Here is an 18,500-nt window from a genome sequence, read left to right on the forward strand (position 1 = left end):
GCGCGCGAACGCTTCCGTGGCCTTCGATGAAGGAGTATCCCCATGGCTAAGGCAGTCGGAATCGACCTCGGAACCACCAACTCGGTGATCGCCGCGTGGGAAGGCGGTGAGGCGACGGTTCTCCCGAACTCCGAGGGCAGCCGCACGACCCCTTCGGTCGTCGCGTTCACCGACACGGGCGAGCGGCTCGTGGGCCAGCTGGCCCGCCGCCAGGCGATCCTCAACCCCAAGGGCACCATCTACTCGGCCAAGCGCTTCATCGGCCGCCGCTTCGACGAGATCTCCGACGAGGCGAAGGCCGTCGGCTTCGACGTGGTCGCCGATGAGCACGGCAATGCGCGCTTCGAGGTACGCGACAAGCTGTACGCGCCGGAGGAGATCAGCGCTCTGGTCCTGCGCAAACTCGCCGACGACGCCGCCAAGCAGCTGGGCGAGAAGGTGACGGAAGCCGTCATCACCGTCCCCGCCTACTTCAATGACGCCCAGCGCACCGCGACGAAGGACGCGGGGCGCATCGCGGGCCTGGAGGTCCTGCGCATCATCAACGAGCCCACGGCGGCGGCGCTCGCCTACGGGCTGGACAAGAAGGGGCACGAGACCGTGCTCGTCTTCGACCTGGGCGGCGGCACCTTCGACGTCAGCCTGCTCGACGTCGGCGACGGGGTGGTCGAGGTCCGGTCCACCGCGGGCGACAGCCACCTGGGCGGTGACGACTTCGACCGGCGGCTCGTGGACCACCTGGCAGACAACTTCCAACGCGACAACGGCATCGACCTGCGCAGCGACCCGCAGGCCCTGCAGCGGCTGTTCGAGGCCGCGGAGAAGGCCAAGACCGAACTCAGCTCGGTCACTCAGACGCAGGTCAGCCTGCCGTTCATCACCGCGGACGCCGCCGGCCCGAAGCATCTGACCGAGACGGTCATGCGGTCCACGTTCGACCAGATCACCTCCGACCTGGTCGAGCGGACCATGGAGCCGGTCAAGCAGGCGATGGCCGATGCCAAGGTCAGTGAGAACGATATCGACGAGGTCATCCTCGTGGGCGGCTCCACCCGTATCCCCGCCGTCCAGAACCTGGTCCGCCGGCTGACCGGCGGCAAGGACCCGAACATGAGCGTCAACCCCGACGAGGTCGTGGCGATGGGCGCCGCGATCCAGGCCGGGGTGCTCAAGGGCGACGTCAAGGACGTCCTGCTGCTCGACGTCATCCCGCTGTCGCTGGGTGTGGAGACCCGCGGCGGTGTGATGACCAAGATCATCGAGCGGAACACCACCATCCCGGTGCGGCGCACGGAGACCTTCTCCACCGCCGAGGACAACCAGGGAGCGGTCGACATCGTCGTCCTGCAAGGAGAGCGCGAGCTCGCTCGGGACAACCGCGTCCTCGGGCGCTTCCAGCTCAAGGACATCCGGCCCGCGCCCCGTGGTGAGCCGCAGATCGAGGTCACCTTCGATGTCGACGCCAACGGCATCCTGAACGTCACCGCGCGGGACAAGGACACCGGCGCCGAGCAGGGCATCACCATCAGCGAGGGCTCCAACCTCGACCAGAGCGAGGTCGAGCGGATGGTCCAGGAGGCCGAAGCGCACCGCGGCGAGGACCAGGCGCTGCGCGAGGCGGTGGACGCCCGCAACGAGCTGGACGCCGTGGCCTACCAGGTCGAACGCCGGCTGAACGAGCTGGGCGACGCCGCGCCCGCGCACGAGAAGGCACGTGCCGAGATGCTCGTCACCGATGCCAGGGAAGCCGTCAAGGAGGAAGCGCCGCTCGACAAGGTCAGGTCGCTGACCTCCGAGCTCCAGCAGATGCACGCCTCGCTGGCCTCCCACCAGGCAGGCGGGGGACCCTCCGCGGAGGAGCAGGCCACGGCGGATGCCGGGGCAGCGGGCGGAGCGAGCGGCTCCAGCGGATCCGACGACGACGTGGTCGACGCCGAATTCGACAAGAGCTGAGGTGCGGCGATGTCCACCGAACAGGAGCCGACGACGCCCCAGGACGAGCTGAGCCAGGCCCCGCCCCCGGAGCAGCCGGAGGTGGACGACCACGCCGCGGCCCTCGACGAGCTCCAGGACCGCTGGCGCCGGGCGCTCGCGGACCTCGACAACCTCCGCAAGCGCCACGCAAAGGAACTGGACGCCGTACGGAACGAGGAACGCGCCCGCACCGCGATGGCCTGGCTGCCGGTGGTCGACAATCTGGACCTGGCGCTCTCACATGCCGGATCCGATCCGTCCGCCGTGGTCGAAGGCGTCAAGGCCGTACGCGACCAGGCCGTCGACGTGCTCCGCCGGCTCGGGTATCCCCGCTACGAGGAGACCGGAGTGCCCTTCGACCCGACCCGGCACGAGGGCGTCGGCACCGTCGACGACCCCGATGCCGAGCCGAACACCGTGGTGCAGGTGGTGCGTCCCGGCTACGGCGAGGGGAGCCGGCAGCTGCGCCCCGCGGCCGTCCTGGTCAGCAAGCGGCAGGAGTGACGCCCCATGGCACGGGACTACTACGACGTGCTCGGGGTGCAGCGCAACGCGAGCTCCGATGAAATACAGCAGGCCTTCCGCAAGCTGGCCCGCAAACACCACCCCGACATCAACAAGGATCCGCAGGCCGAGGAGCGCTTCAAGGAGCTCAACGAGGCGTACAGCGTGCTGTCCGACCCCAAGATGCGCAAGCGCTACGACCGCTTCGGCGAGGACTTCCGGCAGGTCCCGGAGGACTGGGAAGAACGGGTGGGCGCGGGCGTGGGGGCCGGGGCCGGAGCCCGAGGCCGCAGCCGCGGCCGCGGCCGGTCCACCGGCGACGGCCGGGTCCGGTTCACCGACTACGGCGAGGGATTCGACGGCGCCGGCATCAACTTCGAGGATCTGTTCGGCGGGATGTACGGCCGCGGCGGAGGCGGCGGACGCTGGGGCCCGGTTCCCGGGGCCGACCAGGAGGCCGAGATCCAGCTCAGTGTCCAGGAGGCCTACCACGGCGGCCACCGCAGCGTCACCCTCGCCGGGCCCGGCGGACAGCGGACCTATGACGTCAACATCCCGCGTGGCGTGGTCGACGGACAGCGCATCCGGCTGGCGGGGGAAGGCGGCAGGGGCAGCGATGACGGTCCCCCGGGAGATCTGTACCTGCGCGTACGGATCAAGCCCGACACGAAATTCCGCCTGGAGGGCCGGGACGTCCACGTCGCGCTTCCCGTCACACCCTGGGAGGCGGCCCTCGGCGCGACGGTACCGGTACCCACGCCCGGCGGCACCGCCAAAGTCACCGTTCCCAAGGGCTCGTCCAGCGGCCGCCGGCTGCGGCTGCGCGGCGAGGGCATGCCCAACCCCCGTGGCGCCGACGGAGATCTCTACGCGGAGGTCCGGATCATGGTGCCGCCCGAACTCAGCGACCGGGAGCGTGAGCTCTTCGAGGAGCTGGCTGCCGTCTCCACCTTCGACCCGAGGAAGCCAGGATGACCCATGATCCGCGGCGCGCTGCCGCCAGGCCGGAGGCCGGGTATCACCGGACGACGGCGCGGGCCCGGCAGCGGCCCCTGAGCGTCGTTGTCCGCAACTACGCCCTCGTGCCCGTCGACAGACTCAGCCTGGACGTCGTGGCCCGGCGCTCCGGACTCCACCCCGATCTCGTCCGGCGATTCGTCACCCTCGGCCTGGTCGACGCCACCCGCGACGACAGCGGCCGGCTGTGGTTCGGCCCGGGCGCTCCCGCAACTCTCGCCCGCATCCAACGGCTACGGGCCGGGCTCCCCCTCAACTACGCGTCCCTCGGTCTGGTGATGGACCTGCTCGACCGGGTCAGCGAGCTGGAGGCCGCGTTGAGGCGCAGCAACGCCGGCTCTAGGAGTGATGAATCGTGGATATGAACCGGCTCACCCAGAAGTCCCAGGAGGCCCTTCAGGAAGCGCAGACGATCGCCGGCCGGATGGACCAGACCGAGGTCGACGGTGAGCATCTGCTGCTCGCTCTCCTCGACCAGCCGGAGGGGCTGGTGCCGCGGCTCTTCGACCAAGCGGGCGCCGACACCGAGGCGTTGCGCGCCTCGCTCATGAGCGAGCTGTCACGCAGACCGAAGGTGACCGGACCCGGCGCCACACCCGGCCAGGTGTATGTCACCCAGCGGCTGGCCAAGCTGCTGGACACCGCCGAGCAGGAGGCCAAGCGCCTCAAGGACGAATATGTGTCCGTGGAGCACCTCGTCCTGGCACTGGTCGACGAGGAATCCACGACCGCGGCGGGCCGCCTGCTCAAGGAACACGGCATCACCAAGGACTCCTTCCTCTCCGCGCTGACCCGCATCCGCGGCAACCAGCGTGTCACCTCGGCGACGCCCGAGGGCGCGTACGAGGCGCTGGAGAAGTACGGCCAGGATCTGGTCGCCGAGGCACGGAGCGGCAAGAAGGACCCGGTGATCGGCCGGGACGCGGAGATCCGCAGGGTCATGCAGATCCTCAGCCGCAAGACCAAGAACAACCCCGTGTTGATCGGCGATCCGGGCGTCGGCAAGACCGCCATCGTGGAAGGGCTGGCGCAGCGGATCGTCCGCGGCGATGTGCCCGAAGGGCTGCGCGAGAAGACCATCTTCTCCCTCGACATGAGTTCGCTGGTGGCGGGCGCCAAGTACCGCGGTGAGTTCGAGGAACGACTGCAGGCCGTGCTGAGCGAGGTCAAGGCCGCCGAGGGGCGCATCCTGCTCTTCGTCGACGAACTCCACACGGTCGTCGGAGCCGGTGGCGGCGCCGAGGGCGCGATGGACGCCGGGAACATGCTCAAGCCGATGCTCGCCCGCGGCGAACTGCACATGATCGGCGCGACCACGCTGGAGGAGTACCGCAAGCACATCGAATCCGACGCCGCCCTCGAACGGCGCTTCCAGCAGGTCATGGTGGACGAGCCGAGCGTGGAGGACACCGTCTCCATCCTCCGCGGTCTGCGCGAACGTCTCGAGGTCTTCCACGGCGTGAAGATCCAGGACACCGCGCTGGTCGCCGCGGCCACCCTCAGCCACCGCTATATCTCCGACCGGTTCCTGCCGGACAAGGCCATCGACCTCGTCGACGAGGCCTGCGCCCGGCTGCGCACCGAGATCGACTCCATGCCGGCCGAACTCGACGAGATCACCCGCCGGGTGACCCGCCTGGAGATCGAGGAAGCGGCCCTGGACAAGGAGACCGACCCCGCCAGCCGAAAGCGGCTGGACGAGCTCCGGCGCGAACTGTCCGACCTGCGCGCCGAGGCCGACGCCATGCACGCCCAGTGGGAGGCCGAACGCCAGGCCATCCGGCGGGTGCAGGAGCTGCGTCAGGAACTGGAACAGGTCCGTCAGGAAGCCGAGGAGGCCGAGCGGAACTACGACCTCAACCGCGCCGCCGAACTGCGCTACGGCAAGCTCACCGAACTCGAACGCCGGCTGGCCGCCGAAGAGGAGGCGCTCGCCGCCAAGCAGGGCGAGACCCGGCTCCTGCGCGAGGTCGTCACGGAGGACGAGATCTCCGAGATCGTCGCCGCGTGGACCGGTATCCCGGTGACCCGGCTGCAGGAAGGCGAACGGGAGAAGCTGCTGCGGCTCGACGAGATCCTCACCGAGCGGGTGATCGGCCAGGACGAGGCCGTCAAGCTGGTGACCGACGCCATCATCCGGGCCCGCTCCGGCATCCGCGACCCGCGTCGGCCCATCGGCTCGTTCATCTTCCTCGGCCCCACCGGCGTCGGAAAGACCGAGCTGGCCAAGGCGCTCGCCGCGGCACTGTTCGACACCGAGGAGAGCATCGTCCGTCTCGACATGAGCGAGTACCAGGAACGGCACACCGTCAGCAGGCTGGTCGGAGCGCCGCCCGGATACGTCGGCTACGAGGAGGGCGGTCAGCTCACCGAGGCGGTACGCCGCAAGCCCTACTCCGTGGTCCTGTTCGACGAGGTCGAGAAGGCACACACCGATGTCTTCAACACCTTGCTGCAGGTACTCGACGACGGCCGGATCACCGACGCCCAGGGCCGCACCGTCGACTTCCGCAACACCGTCGTCATCATGACCTCCAACATCGGATCCGCCCATCTGCTCGACGGGGTGACCCCCGAGGGCGAGATCAAACCCGATGCGCGGGCCCTGGTCATGGGCGAACTGCAAAGCCACTTCCGCCCCGAGTTCCTCAACCGCGTCGACGACGTCGTGCTGTTCAAGCCGCTGGGCATGGAGCAGATCAAGCGCATCGTCGAGCTGCAGTTCAACGACCTGCGCCGGCGCCTGGCCGAACGCCAGATCACCGTCGCACTCACCGATCAGGCCCGCGAGCTCATCGCCCAGCAGGGCTTCGACCCCGTCTACGGGGCACGGCCGCTGCGCCGCTTTATCTCACATGAGGTCGAAACGCTCGTCGGGCGGGCGCTGATCCGCGGCGATGTGGAGGACGGCTCGACGATCCGGGTGGACGCCCAGAACGGTGAACTGGTCGTGACGTACGACGCGCCGGCCCGGGCCGACCATGGAATGGCTGCGTGAGAACGGTGGCAACGAGCCGGAGCAAGACGGTCGTCTGTGAGTCGTGCGGCCGCAAGAACCGGGTGCCGGCAGCGGGGGACGGGCGCCCCAGATGCGGAAACTGCGGCACCCCGCTGCCCTGGATCGTCGATGCCGGCGATGACGACTTCGCGGAGATCGCCGAAAAGGCGGCGCCCCTCGTCCTCGTCGATCTCTGGGCCACCTGGTGCGGCCCCTGCCGCATGGTCAGCCCCGCACTGGAACAGGTCGCCCGCGAGCTCGCAGGACAGATCAAACTCGTCAAGGTCGATGTCGACCAGGCCCCCAAGCTGTCCCAGCGATTCCAGGTGCAGGCCGTGCCGACCCTGCTCCTCCTCGACAAGGGAGAGGTGATCGCGCGACAGGCCGGCGCCGCCCCCGCCAACGTGCTGCGCCAATGGGTCGAGGAGACCATCGCGGGTCGTCGCTGAGCCCGTCCGCCAAGGAAGGAGGACCATCATGACTACCGAAAGCGACTGGCACCTGTCGCTCGTGCGCCCGGTGACACCTCGCACCCCCGAGGGCTGCGAGGAGTGCCTGCGCCTCGGCTCTCCCTGGGTGCACCTCAGGTTGTGCCTGACCTGCGGACACGTCGGATGCTGTGACTCCTCGCCACTCAAGCACGCCCGTCTGCACGCCGCCAACGTCGGCCACCCCATCGTGCAGCCCCTCGAACCGGGAGAGAACTGGCGCTGGTGTTACGTCCACGAGGCCGTGGTCTGATGACTGGCGCGGGCCCGGACGGGATACCCACCGAAACCCCCGATCAGCACGGCGCCTACCCCCGGCTGACGCAGGAACAGCTCGATGCGCTGGCCCAGTACGGCGAGTACCGCCCCACGCAGCGGGGCGAGGTGCTGTTCCGCGAGGGCGAACCGTTCGAGGAGTTCCTTGCCATCGTCAGCGGGATGGTCGAGGTCGTCCACGACTACGGCGGTCCCGACCAACGCACCGTGGCAGTACACGGCCCCGGCCGCTTTCTGGGGGAACTCGGTCTGCTCGAAGGGCAGCCGGCGTTCGACACCGCGGTCGTACGCGAGCCCGGCCAGGTCCTCGCGGTCCCGGTGGAGCGCCAGCGGGCCCTGGTGGCACGCGATCCGGTCCTCGGGGACCTGGTTCTGCGCGCCTACCTCGGCCGCCGGTCCCTGCTCATCGGCCTGGGCGCCGGCTTCCGGATCCTGGGCTCGTGCTACTCGCCCAACACCCTGCGACTGCGTGAATTCGCCGCCCGCAACCGGCTACCACACCGATGGATCGACCTGGAGAAGGACAAGGAAGCCGAGGCGCTGCTGCGCCGGTTCGGCATCCGTCCGGACGAGACCCCGGTCGTCATGTGGAAGGGAGAGCAGGTACTGCGCAATCCCAGCATCGCGGACCTCGCCCGCCTCATCGGACTCCCCACCTCTGCGCACGGCGACGGTGAATACGACCTGGTGGTGGTCGGCGCGGGCCCGGCCGGGCTCGCCGCGGCCGTCTACGGCTCATCCGATGGCCTCGTCACCGTAGCCGTCGACGCCATGGCCACCGGAGGCCAGGCCGCCACCTCCTCGCGCATCGAGAACTATCTGGGCTTCCCGTCCGGGATCTCGGGTGGCGAACTCATGGAACGCTCGGTGCTCCAGGCCCGCAAATTCGGCGCACAGCTCACCGTCCCCGCCGAGGTCACCTCGCTCGAACCGCGCGACGGCCGGTACGCCCTCACCTTCGCGGACGGCTCCGAGGTCCAGGCCGCCACCCTCGTCCTGGCCTCGGGAGTGCGCTACCGCAGGCTTGACGTCCCCGGCATCGACCGGCTGGAAGGCTCCAGCGTCTACTACGCCGCCACACTCCACGAGGCCAACCTGTGCCGGATGGACCCCGTGGCCGTGGTCGGCGGGGGCAACTCCGCAGGCCAGGCGGTGCTCTTCCTCGCCGAATACGCGCCCAAGGTGTATCTGATCGTCCGCAGCGGCGACCTCGGCAAGGACATGTCACGCTATCTGGTGGACCAGGTGACACGCCATCCGAAGGTCGAGGTGCTGACCCACACCGAAGTGCGCCAGGTCCACGGGGAGGGCACCCTGCAGTCGTTGACCGTGGAGGACAACGCCTCCGGCGACCGTCGCGAACTGCCGGCCCGCGCCCTGTTCGTGTTCATCGGCGCCCGGCCGCACACCGAGTGGCTGAAGGACGTGGTCGCGCTGGACCGACGGGGGTTCGTGCTCACCGGCGCCGACGCCCGGGCAGCGGCCGACGAGAACATCTGGGAATCGCTCGGGCGCGGGCCACTGATGCTGGAGACCACGATGCCGGGTGTCTTCGCCGCGGGTGACGTCAGGAGCGGATCCGTCAAGCGGGTCGCCTCCGCCGCGGGGGAGGGCGCCATAGCCGTCCGGCTCGTCCATGAACACCGGGCCCAGGAAGGCAATCTCGTCCGCGGACCCGGCGTGAGCGAGTCTCGGTCCGTGCCGGGCCAGTCGGTGTCCTGACGCTGGCCGTCCTCCCTGGGGCAGGAGATGGCCGACGGGCTGCCGGGGATGCGGGTCGCGGCGGTCGCCTCGGCGTTGTTCCTGGTGTGGCGGATGCGGCGGGTGCCCCGCCGAGGGGGCCTGGGTCGTGCCTCCCTGACCGGGGATGCCGCCGCAGGCAGAATGGCAGGCATGGCTGCACACTCTCTGACGGTCGGCTTTGACCTCGACATGACGCTGATCGACTCGCGCCCGGGCATCAAGGCCGTCTATCAGGAGCTGTCGGCCAGGACCGGCACCTTCATCGACGCCGACCTCGCGGCGAGCCGGCTGGGGCCCCCGCTGGAGCATGAGATCCGCCACTGGTTCCCCGAGGAGCGGGTGGCGGAGACCGCCGCTCTCTTCCGCGAGCTGTATCCGCAGTACGCGGTCGCGCCGACGCCCGCCATGCCCGGCGCCCGGGAGGCCATCGACGCGATCCACGCGGCGGGCGGCCGGGCGATCGTGGTGACCGCCAAGTACGAGCCCAACGCCAAGCTGCACCTGGAACACCTCGGCCTCGACGCGGACGCCCTCTTCGGCTCCCTGTGGGCGGCAGGCAAGGCCGAGGCGCTGCGCAAGCACCATGCGCAGGTCTACGTCGGCGACCACATCGGTGACGTCGTCGGGGCGCACACCGCGGGCGCGCTGTCCGTCGCGGTCGCCACCGGCCCGTGCGACGCCACGGAGTTGCGCAACGCCGGCGCCGAAGTGGTGCTCGCCGACCTGACGGAGTTTCCCTCCTGGCTGGAGCGCTATGTGGCGGAAGGGGCGGACGGGGGCGACGGCGCCGCCACCTGACGACGCTCCGGGAGAGGGCTGCTCCGAAGGAGCCGGTGCCCTCCGCCCCGGCCCGCCGTACCGTGCCCAAGCCGCCGGCCCGCTCAAGCAGTTCGCGGTATCCGGCCGCGGTGGCCGGGAACTCTTCGGTACCGGTCCCCGCGTTCAGCCGAGCCGCGACAGGCGACGCTCCCGCGGGTAGCCGTCACCGAACGCCCCTCCCGCGCCCACGGCAGCACCGCCTCCGGCCCGAGGACTGGCGAAGATGATGAAATGTCAGGCATACCCCGACCCTTCCAGGCCACCGTCAGGCTGAGGTAGTGGATACGAAAGCGAAGCAACTCTGATCGTTCACGCCCACTCCCCGAAGAGCGCCGTCGGCCCCGAATGGAAAGCCATTACCACTCTTTTGGGTGCTGGCCGGGAGGAGTGCCGTTTCTGCTCTGCCGGCGTGATCAGGATGGTCCCACGTCGGGTTGGGGCCGAGCGATCGAGGGCGGAAGCTGTGCTGCGCCGGTGGCACGGGGTGAATTGCCGTGGAGGCCTCGCCCCCGCGCCGATGGCGGATGGCCGTTCCCAACACGCGGGCCCAGGACAGAAGTTCTGGGCAGGGGCGAACAGAGGGGCGTGGCTGTGCACCTGACTCCGCATGAACAAGAACGCTTGATGATTCATTTGGCGGCGGATGTCGCCGACAAGCGGCGGGCCCGTGGGGTTCGGCTCAACTATCCCGAAACGATGGCGCTGTTGATCGTGCACGTCCTTGAGGGGGCCCGGGACGGCAGAACCGTTGCCGACCTGATGTCTTCCGGGCGGAAGGTTCTTGCCCGGGAGGAGGTGATGGAGGGTGTCCCGGAGATGATCGAGAACGTGCAGGTGGAGGCCACGTTCCCCGACGGCACGAAGCTGGTCACCCTCCACGGCCCCTTCCCTGAAGTGGGCAAGGACGAAGAGCCGAACATCTCCCCGGGGAAGGTGGACTTCTCCCAGCGGGAGGGCGACGAGGAGATCGCCTTCAACGATGGCCCCGGGCAACTGGACCGCATCACGAAGCTGACGGTCGAAAACCCGACGGACCGGCCCGTCCAGATCGGATCCCACTACCACTTCGCCGAGGCCAACGACGGGCTGAAGTTCCCCCGCAAGATGGCGTGGGGCAAGCGTCTGAACATTCCCGCCGGCAGCTCCGTACGTTTCGAGCCCGGCATCACCGAAGAAGTCGAGCTCGTACCCATCGAAGGTGAGCGCGTGGTCCACGGTCTGCGCGGCAAGATCAAGGGTCTGCCCGAGAAGATCAATGGCTCGCTGGACAACACCAAGGGTTCGTTCGACAAGGAGCGGGTGTGAATTCGATGGCTGAGTGCCCCAACTGCTCCTGCTGCCCGGAAGAGAAAACGCCCTTCGACCCGCTGCCCCGGTCCGACTACGCCGACCGGTTCGGCCCGACGACCCGCGACTGTATCCGTCTCGCCGATACGGCACTGCGGATCAAGATCGAGGATGACTGGTCGGGCGGACCCGGCCGCAGCGGCAACGAAATGGTGTTCGGCGGCGGCAAGGTCATCCGTGAATCGATGGGGCAGTCCGTCGTGCCGCGCGACCCCGGCAAGGGCAAGACGGAGACGTCAGCCGGCGGTACGGCGGCCCTCCCCCCTGACACCGTCATCACCGGCGTTGTCGTCCTGGACCACTGGGGCATCGTCAAGGCCGATGTCGCCATCCGCGACGGCGACATCGTCGCGCTCGGCAAGGCGTACAACCCCGAGACGATGAACCGTCTGCACGAGGACGGGCTCAGCCACAACGGTGTCGGCCCGAAGCCCACCGACTTCGTCATCGGTCCCGACACCGAGGTCATCGCGGGCAAGGACAGGATCCTTACCGCCGGCGGGATCGACACGCACGTCCACTTCATCTGCCCCGACCAGATCGATGAGGCGCTGGCCGCGGGTGTCACCACGCTCATCGGCGGCGGCACCGGCCCGGCGGAGGGCAGCACCGCCACCACCGTGACGCCCGGGTCCTGGCACATCGACCGTACGTTTGAGGCGCTGGACGCCTACCCGGTCAACATCGGGCTGCTCGGCAAGGGCGCCACGATGTCCACGGAGTCCATGCTCGACCAGGTGGATGCCGGCGTCATCGGGTTCAAGGTGCACGAGGACTGGGGTGCTACCCCCGCCGTCATCGACAAGTGCCTGCAGGTGTGTCAGAAGACCGGTGTCCAGCTGGCGCTCCATGCCGACTCGCTGAACGAGGCCGGCTTCGTCCAGGACACCCTCGGCGCCATCAAAAAGCGCTCCCTCCACGTCTTCCACGTGGAGGGCGCAGGAGGCGGCCACGCCCCCGACATGATCAAGATGGTGAGCGAGCCGAATGTGCTGCCCGCCTCCACCAACCCCACCCGGCCACTGACCGTCAACACGGTCAAGGAGCACTTCGACATGGTGATGGTCTGCCATCACCTCAACCCCGCCGTCCCCGAGGACCTGGCCTTCGCGGACTCCCGGATCCGGCCCTCCACGATGGCCGCCGAGGACATCCTCCACGACCTCGGCGCCATCTCCATCATGTCCTCGGACGCCCAGGCCATGGGGCGCATCGGCGAGATGATCATGCGTACCTGGCAGACCGCGCACGTGATGAAGGTACGCCGCGGCTTCCTGGAAGAAGACCAGCCCGCGGACAGGCCGGAGAACAAGCCGAAGGGCAAGAAGGCGAAGGGCGAGACGCCGGTGGACGAGACGCCGGAGCCTGAGCCGCCGCTGGCCGACAACAGGCGCGCCCGCCGGTACGTCGCGAAGTACACCATCAACCCGGCCCTCGCCCAGGGCATCGATGCCGTCGTCGGGTCGGTGGAGACGGGCAAGCTGGCCGACCTGGTGCTGTGGGAACCGAAGTTCTTCGGGGTCAAGCCGCACATGGTCATCAAGGGCGGGCAGATCGCTTACGCGCAGGTGGGCGACGCCAACGCGTCCATTCCCACGCCGCAGCCGGTCCTGCCGCGCCCCATGTGGGGGGCCACCGGCCTGGCTCCTGCCTCCATCTCCTACAACTTCGTCACCGAGCGGGCCGTCAAGAAGAACCTGTCCAAGGGCCGCACGCTGAACAAGCGGTTCAAGGCCATCAAGGACACGCGTGGCGTCTTCAAGGCGCACATGAAGGAGAACAACGCCACCCCCGACGTCCGCATCGATCCCGATACCTACGAGGTCATCATCGGCGGAGCGAAGGTGACGGATGTGACGACCTTTGTCGAAGGCCAGATCGTCGACCGTGCCTACGTCTCCGAACTTCCCATGGCCCAGAGGTACTTCCTCTTCTGATCCGCCAAGAGACACCCAGCGGTGACGCAGAAATCCAATAGCGGAGAAACGAAGGAAAGGTGGGCCTGCGCTCCATGAACCGTGCCGCGCTGTTCGTCCTGGCCGACGGCCGGTTCCCGGCCGGAGGGCATGCCCACTCCGGCGGAGCCGAACCGGCCGTCGCCGCGGGCCGCATCAGGGATGCGGAGACGCTGGAGGACTTCTGCCGGGGACGGTTGCATACTGCGGGCCTGGTCGCGGCGGCGCTGGCCGCCGCGGCCGCCGCGGGGCACGATCCGCTTCAGCTGGACGAGGCCGCCGACGCCCGCACCCCCGTGCAGGCCCTTCGGACCACCGCGCGCAAACTCGGGCGGCAGATGATGCGCGCCGCCCGCGCCACGTGGCCGTCGGCCGAGCTGGACCAACTGGCCACGGCCCGGCCGCAGGGCGCGCACCAGCCGGTGGTGCTGGGCCTGGCCGCCCGGTCGGCCGGGCTGGCGCCACTGGACGCCGCCTGTGCCGCGGCGTACGAAACCGTCAGCGGACCGGCCACGGCGACGGTCCGGCTGCTGAGCCTGGACCCGTTCGACGCCACCGCTGTCCTCGCCCGCCTGGCCCCAGAACTCGACCAGATCGCCGCAGCCGCCGCCGATGCCGCCCAGCGCATCCGCGACGAGGGCATCGACGCGCTGCCGGCCGCCTCCGCGCCGCTGCTGGACATCACCGCCCAGCACCACGCCGCCTGGCCGGTACGCCTGTTCGCCTCCTGACCACCACACCACAAGACCTCGCCCAAGACGGGAATGCGCATGCACCTCGGTCACGATCTCGACGAGAAGTTTCCCCACCGGCACACCTACAGCGCCGCCGCCCCCAAGCGCCCCGACGGCACCCGCCGCGCCCTGCGGATCGGCCTGGGCGGACCGGTCGGCTCGGGCAAGACCGCCACAGTCGCCGCCCTGTGCCGGGCGTTGCGCGCCGAGATGTCCATCGCCGTCGTCACCAACGACATCTACACCCGCGAGGACGCCGATTTCCTGCTGCGTGAAGCAGTGCTGCCGCCCGAGCGCATCAAAGCCGTCGAAACGGGCGCCTGCCCGCACACCGCCATCCGCGACGACATCTCCGCCAACCTCGAAGCCGTCGAGGACCTGGAAGACGAGGTCGGCCCCCTCGACCTCGTCCTGGTGGAGTCCGGCGGTGACAATCTCACCGCAACCTTCTCCAAGGGGCTGGTGGACGCGCAGATCTTCGTCATCGACGTAGCCGGTGGCGACGACATCCCGCGCAAGGGCGGCCCCGGCGTCACCACCGCCGACCTCCTGGTCGTCAACAAGACCGACCTCGCCCCCTACGTCGGATCCGACCTGGAGGGCATGGCCCGCGATGCAAAGACCCAGCGCGGCACCCTCCCCGTCGCCTTCACCTCCCTCAAGACCGAGGGCGGCGTCAAACCGGTCGCCGACTGGGTCCGCGAACGCCTCACCCACTGGAGCGAAGGCCCCGCATGACCCTCGCAACCGAACACACCGCGCCGGCGGCCTGTCCGGCATCTGCCGCAGGCGTACGAGCCACCGCCCGCATCACGGCAGCCGCCAGGGGCGGTACCACCACCCTGCCGGTCCTCGACGGCGACGGTCCCTTCGAACTCCGGCGCCTGCGCTCGCGCGGCAGCGAGGCGCGCGTGTGCGTGGTCGGCGCCATGTGCGCCCCCCTCGGCGGTGACCGGCTGCGCATCGAAGCCACCGCCCAGCAGGGCGCGGCCCTCCACATCACCTCTGCCGCTGCGACCCTCGCCCTGCCAGGCCCCACCCCGGAACACGCCACCTACGACGTACACCTGACCGTGGCAGAGGACGCGGAGCTCCACTGGCTGCCCAAGCCGTTGATCTGTGCCGCCGGCAGTAATCTGCGGCAGACGTGGACCGTCCACCTCGCCCCCACCGCACGGCTCGTGCTGCGCGAAGAGCAGGTACTCGGACGTACCGGCGAACCGCCCGGCCATGTGGCCACCCGACTCACCGTCCGACGCGGCGGGCACCTGCTCCTCGACCAGGAAACCGAGTACGGTCCGGACACACCCGGTTGGGACGGCCCCGCCGTCCTCGCCGACCACCGGGCGACCGGGCAAATCCTCATCGCCGACCCGGCCTTCGAAAGCAAGCCCCCCGGCGTCCAGCTCTTCGTCGACGAGCCGGAAGACGGCCAAGCCATCCTGACACCACTCGCGGGACCCGCCGCGCTCGTCACTGCCCTCGCCCCGGATGGCCTCCGCCTGCGTCGCCTCCTCGACACGGCACGGATGAGGACACCGAGGAAGGCGTGAACCGATCCGTCGCCCACGGTCGGCGCCCAACATGGCCTGGCGCACATCGACTTCACCGTCCAGGCAGATAAACCCGGACTGCCCGCCAAGGCGCCCTGGACCTGTCGGACGGGGACCCTTGAGGAACGCCGCATGGAACTCACCACATCCGATCGGCGAAGTGCGGATCAACAACGCACAAGCACGCCAGTTTGATGAGTCGCCCGATCAGTGGTTCCCGTCGTGTCGCGGGAGCTTCCGGGGCAGGCTGCCTGCGGGGGCACCGGTGGCTTATCAGAGGCGTCGGCCCGTTGGTACTGCCTGTCGGCAGCTTGCCTGTGAATGAGGGGGCGGCATGACGCACGGAATCGGGCCTGGGCACGTTCCCAGGGGGAACGATGCGGCATTACTGGCGGCGGGTATCGCCGACATGGCGGTCAGCGGATTGACTACCGCCCTGCGTGGCGTGCGCGGGCTGCTCGGCCGCGCGGACATGGGCGAGCTGGCAGACGAAGGGCGGCAGGAGCTCAAAGCCCGCGGACGTCTGGCCCTGGACCGTTTCGCCGCCGGCGCACCGGCGCATCTGGAGGTGCTGGCCCAGCACGTCATTGCCCGCCGTGGCTCCGCCGATGACTGACAGCAGCAACCAGGCTGCCTTCAAGCCCCGCGTGGACGAGGCACTGCAGCGCTTTGTCGAGAACGAAGTCGATCACCTGCTGGCGATCGACGAGGAGCTGGCTCCCGTCGCTGAGCAGCTTCAGGTCATCACGACGCACGGAAAGCGTCTGCGGGCAGCGTTCTGTTACTGGGGCTGGCGGGCGGCCGGGCAGCCGGACTCCGACGCCCTGGTCCGGGCTGCTGCCGCGATGGAACTCGTCCATGCAGCGGCCGTCGTCCATGACGATCTGATCGACAACAGCGCGCTTCGGCACGGTCTGCCCACAGCTCACCTCGGGCTGCGGACCGCAGTGGCCGAGGGCCCGCGTCCGAAGGCCGCGGCCCGTTCGCTGGCGATGCTGGTGGGTGACCTGCTGATGTCGTGGGCCGGGCAGCTGTTCACCACCTGCGGCCTGCCCGCCGCCTATCTCTCGCGAGCACGCCCGCTATGGGCGGTGCTGGCCCGTGAACTGGTGGCCGGGGAATGCCTGGAAATCCTGCGTACGGGCGGGCGCCCCGATACTGCTGCTTCACTGCAGGTGATCCGCTACAAGACCGCCAAGTACACCGTCGAGCACCCTCTGCATATCGGCGGGGCGCTGGCCGGAGCCTCCCAAGAACTGCGGGAACTCTTCACTGATTTCGGGCTCCCCCTGGGCGAGGCATTTCAGCTCCGCGACGATCTGCTGGGACTGTTCGGCGACCCGGACCGCACCGGCAAGGCAAACGGGGACGACATCGCCGCGCACCGCCCCACCACGCTACTGGCGCTCACCTGGCAGGACGCCACCGGTGCGCAACGGCATGAGCTGCGCAAGATGCTGGGGCGTCGCAGCCTCGACGAGGCGTCGGTCGCACGGGTTCGGGAGATCATGCACGCCACCCAGGCCCCCGCCCGCGTCGAGCACATGATCACTGAACGGGTGCAGGCCGCCACCACCGCCCTGCACCAGGCCCATCTGCCGGCCGATTCAGCCCGCGCACTTGCCGGCCTGGCACAGACCGCCACCGTTCGCCGCAACTGACCCGAGCGTCCTCGACGTTCACCGAGTCCGCCCGCAAGGAGCCGTGTGACCTACACCGCAGCATCCATGGATACGCTCCGGCAGGTCGGAGACGAGCTCGCCGACGCGACCGTCGCGACCCTGTTCAGGCGGGGGGAAGTGGGGAAGTTCAACACCCTCATGCGTTACCTCTCCACCGCCGGCCAGGACCCGCCCGACGGTCTGCCGGAGGTGGCCCGCGAATACCTGCACGCCACCGGCGCACCGCCGGACTGGGTGGACTGGGGCGAGATGGAGCAGGCACGCCTGTTCTTCATCGACAACAACGTGCACATCTCCACCGCGCTGTCGTTCGCTTCCATGCCCGCCTGCTACGTCATCCCGCACATCGCGAAGCTGCTCAGTACCACCCACTCCCTGAAGTACCCCTCCAAGCGCATGGCGGAGACCGGACAGTTCACGGTCTACCTCATGCAGCCCGGCGCCTTCGAAGCGGGCAGCCGCTTCATCCCGGCCGCGCAAAAGGTCCGGCTGCTGCACGCCTCCATCCGCCACCATCTCCAGCGCGAAGACCGCTGGGACACCGCCGGCCTCGGCACCCCCATCTGCCAGGAGGACATGATCGGCGGGCAGATGCTCTTCTCCCTGCTGGTCCTGGACAGCCTGCACCGCCTGGGTATCCACATGAGCATCGACGGAGCCGAGGCATACTTCTACGCCTGGCGCGTGGTCGGCGCCATGCTCGGCGTCGACCAGGATCACGTCCCCAAGGACCTCGACACCGCCCGCCAGTTCTTCGACCTCTACATGACCCGCTATATGGGCCCTTCCGATGAAGGCGCCCATCTCACCCGCCAGCTCATCGACCTGTACGAAGAGGTCGTGCCCGGCACCCTCTTCGACCCCGTCGTCGGAGCGCTGATCCGTTACCTCATCGGAGACACCTGCGCCGACTGGCTCGACGTACCCCGCACCGCCTGGGACACCGCCATCAAAGCCGCACCTGCGCTGCTCGGCATGCTCGAAAGGATCGAGGACCACTCCCCCCTGGGGGCATGGGCCCTGGACCGCCTCGGCCACTTCACCACCCTGCTCGAACTCAGCTCTCTCACCCGCGGCCGGGTCATGCACTACGCCATCCCCGAACAGCTCAAGAAGGACTTCGGCGTCACCTCCGCCACCCCCCGCACCAGCCGCTGGACACCGCCCGCTCCGAGCGTCACCACGTAAGACCAACCGCGCGTCACCTCCGGAGGCGGGCCGGTCGCGCCTCCGCCGATCTGCACCGTACGCCCTGGCCGGTGGCAGCTTCGAAGCCTGCACAAGAGGCAGAACGGACCGGGACGTCGCGCCGGCATCCGCAGGCCGGAAAGAGACTGCGGAAGAAACCGCGGGGCACAGCTTCTGGGCTCGGTGCGCCGACGCCCTGACAGATGTTTTTGATGCTCGGCT

General features: G+C 69.1%; 17 protein-coding genes. All 17 read left to right on the forward strand.

Annotated features, from left to right (window positions below):
- Nucleotides 1–42: 42 nt before the first annotated feature.
- Entirely contained in the window at nucleotides 43–1,953 is a 1,911-nt protein-coding gene (gene dnaK / locus ACWGI6_RS23750; protein WP_453269379.1) for a molecular chaperone DnaK, read from the forward strand.
- 9 nt (nucleotides 1,954–1,962) lie between these two features.
- Nucleotides 1,963–2,478 (forward strand): nucleotide exchange factor GrpE, encoded by a 516-nt coding sequence (locus tag ACWGI6_RS23755; RefSeq protein WP_453269380.1) that lies wholly within the window; start codon nucleotides 1,963–1,965, stop codon nucleotides 2,476–2,478.
- A gap of 6 nt (nucleotides 2,479–2,484) precedes the next feature.
- Nucleotides 2,485–3,453: a DnaJ C-terminal domain-containing protein gene (locus ACWGI6_RS23760; protein WP_453269381.1), complete on the forward strand. Its 969-nt coding sequence runs from the start codon at nucleotides 2,485–2,487 to the stop codon at nucleotides 3,451–3,453.
- Complete coding sequence (locus ACWGI6_RS23765) at nucleotides 3,450–3,860, forward strand: chaperone modulator CbpM (protein WP_453269382.1); 411 nt, start codon at nucleotides 3,450–3,452, stop codon at nucleotides 3,858–3,860. Before ACWGI6_RS23760 ends, ACWGI6_RS23765 begins: the two co-directional genes overlap by 4 nt.
- Nucleotides 3,851–6,493: an ATP-dependent chaperone ClpB gene (gene clpB / locus ACWGI6_RS23770; protein WP_453269383.1), complete on the forward strand. Its 2,643-nt coding sequence runs from the start codon at nucleotides 3,851–3,853 to the stop codon at nucleotides 6,491–6,493. The genes ACWGI6_RS23765 and clpB overlap by 10 nt, the downstream gene beginning before the upstream one ends.
- A gap of 5 nt (nucleotides 6,494–6,498) precedes the next feature.
- Nucleotides 6,499–6,942 (forward strand): thioredoxin, encoded by a 444-nt coding sequence (gene trxA / locus ACWGI6_RS23775; protein WP_453269425.1) that lies wholly within the window; start codon nucleotides 6,499–6,501, stop codon nucleotides 6,940–6,942.
- A gap of 28 nt (nucleotides 6,943–6,970) precedes the next feature.
- Nucleotides 6,971–7,234 (forward strand): UBP-type zinc finger domain-containing protein, encoded by a 264-nt coding sequence (locus ACWGI6_RS23780; RefSeq protein ID WP_030082447.1) that lies wholly within the window; start codon nucleotides 6,971–6,973, stop codon nucleotides 7,232–7,234.
- Complete coding sequence (locus ACWGI6_RS23785; RefSeq protein WP_453269384.1) at nucleotides 7,234–8,979, forward strand: FAD-dependent oxidoreductase; 1,746 nt, start codon at nucleotides 7,234–7,236, stop codon at nucleotides 8,977–8,979. Before ACWGI6_RS23780 ends, ACWGI6_RS23785 begins: the two co-directional genes overlap by 1 nt.
- Before the next feature lie 171 nt (nucleotides 8,980–9,150).
- Nucleotides 9,151–9,798 carry an HAD family hydrolase gene (locus tag ACWGI6_RS23790; protein ID WP_453269385.1) on the forward strand — a complete coding sequence of 216 codons (648 nt, stop codon included), beginning with the start codon at nucleotides 9,151–9,153 and terminating at the stop codon, nucleotides 9,796–9,798.
- Nucleotides 9,799–10,410: 612 nt separating this feature from the next.
- Entirely contained in the window at nucleotides 10,411–11,124 is a 714-nt protein-coding gene (locus ACWGI6_RS23795) for an urease subunit gamma (protein WP_453269386.1), read from the forward strand.
- A gap of 5 nt (nucleotides 11,125–11,129) precedes the next feature.
- Entirely contained in the window at nucleotides 11,130–13,103 is a 1,974-nt protein-coding gene (locus tag ACWGI6_RS23800; RefSeq protein ID WP_453269426.1) for an urease subunit alpha, read from the forward strand.
- A gap of 74 nt (nucleotides 13,104–13,177) precedes the next feature.
- Nucleotides 13,178–13,852, forward strand: coding sequence for an urease accessory protein UreF (locus ACWGI6_RS23805; protein ID WP_453269387.1), 675 nt, complete (start codon nucleotides 13,178–13,180; stop codon nucleotides 13,850–13,852).
- Nucleotides 13,853–13,891: 39 nt separating this feature from the next.
- Nucleotides 13,892–14,593 carry an urease accessory protein UreG gene (gene ureG / locus ACWGI6_RS23810; RefSeq protein WP_453269388.1) on the forward strand — a complete coding sequence of 234 codons (702 nt, stop codon included), beginning with the start codon at nucleotides 13,892–13,894 and terminating at the stop codon, nucleotides 14,591–14,593.
- The gene (locus tag ACWGI6_RS23815) at nucleotides 14,590–15,408 is read left to right on the forward strand and encodes an urease accessory protein UreD (RefSeq protein ID WP_453269389.1); all 819 of its coding nucleotides are present in this window, start codon (nucleotides 14,590–14,592) and stop codon (nucleotides 15,406–15,408) included. Before ureG ends, ACWGI6_RS23815 begins: the two co-directional genes overlap by 4 nt.
- Before the next feature lie 334 nt (nucleotides 15,409–15,742).
- The gene (locus ACWGI6_RS23820; RefSeq protein WP_453269390.1) at nucleotides 15,743–16,024 is read left to right on the forward strand and encodes a hypothetical protein; all 282 of its coding nucleotides are present in this window, start codon (nucleotides 15,743–15,745) and stop codon (nucleotides 16,022–16,024) included.
- Nucleotides 16,017–17,069, forward strand: coding sequence for a polyprenyl synthetase family protein (locus tag ACWGI6_RS23825; RefSeq protein ID WP_453269391.1), 1,053 nt, complete (start codon nucleotides 16,017–16,019; stop codon nucleotides 17,067–17,069). The genes ACWGI6_RS23820 and ACWGI6_RS23825 overlap by 8 nt, the downstream gene beginning before the upstream one ends.
- Nucleotides 17,070–17,114: 45 nt before the next feature.
- Nucleotides 17,115–18,278: an oxygenase MpaB family protein gene (locus tag ACWGI6_RS23830; RefSeq protein ID WP_453269392.1), complete on the forward strand. Its 1,164-nt coding sequence runs from the start codon at nucleotides 17,115–17,117 to the stop codon at nucleotides 18,276–18,278.
- The last annotated feature ends 222 nt before the right edge of the window (nucleotides 18,279–18,500 follow it).

The sequence above is a fragment of the Streptomyces sp. NPDC054786 genome (assembly GCF_053611685.1).